General features: G+C 65.7%; 2 protein-coding genes. Both read left to right on the top strand.

Going from position 1 to position 633, the window contains the following annotated elements:
• On the top strand, positions 1-311 hold a 311-nt coding region (locus tag U9980_RS26880; RefSeq protein WP_322770488.1), incomplete at its 5' end, for a type II toxin-antitoxin system RelE/ParE family toxin.
• Positions 308-622, top strand: coding sequence for a helix-turn-helix transcriptional regulator (locus U9980_RS26885; protein ID WP_322768280.1), 315 nt, complete (start codon positions 308-310; stop codon positions 620-622). The genes U9980_RS26880 and U9980_RS26885, both read left to right, overlap by 4 nt.
• Positions 623-633: the final 11 nt, after the last annotated feature.

Below are 633 nucleotides of genomic sequence, written 5' to 3' on the forward strand. Positions count from 1 at the left end.
TGGACACCTATCGGTCGGTCAACGCGGCGATCGACATGCTCGTCGAGATCGGGCCTGGGCTCGGGCGTCCGCTCGTCGACACGCTGCAAGGATCGACGATCAAGAATCTCAAGGAGCTGCGGCCGAGGTCGGGCCGCGACATCGCGATCCGGGTGATCTTCGTTTTCGACCCCTGGTCACAGGCCGTGTTGCTGGTCGCCGGCAACAAGGCCCGCGACTGGTCACGGTGGTACACGACTGCGATCCCCTTAGCAGAGGTCGCGTATGACAGGTGGCTGGCCTTTGAGAGGAAGCGGCGGGAGGGCTCATGACCGAGTTCCATGACTGGGATGACATTCGTGCCGAGCTGCACGACGGCGACGATGAGGCGCTTGCCGCCGAGCGGGCGCGCACTGAGTCCTGGATCAGTGCCTTCCACCTTGGCGAGGAGCGCAAGCGGCTGGGGCTGACCCAGCGTCAGGTAGCCGAGCTGATGGGCGTCTCACCGGGGCGGGTGAGCCAGATCGAGAACGGTGACCTCGACGTCAACGAGGTCGCGACGCTGAGCCGGTACGCCCGGGCGCTGGGTGCCCGCATGCGGATCATTTTCGACTACGGCAACGACCTTCGCCAGATCGCCTGAGGCGCTGCCGG

Source organism: Protofrankia sp. Cr1, from assembly GCF_963555865.1.
Taxonomy (GTDB): domain Bacteria; phylum Actinomycetota; class Actinomycetes; order Frankiales; family Frankiaceae; genus Protofrankia.

Excerpts from the sequence above, each read along its gene's own strand:
- U9980_RS26885 (WP_322768280.1), top strand. The coding sequence starts at position 308 with ATGACCGAGTTCCATGACTGGGATGACATTCGTGCCGAGCTGCACGAC.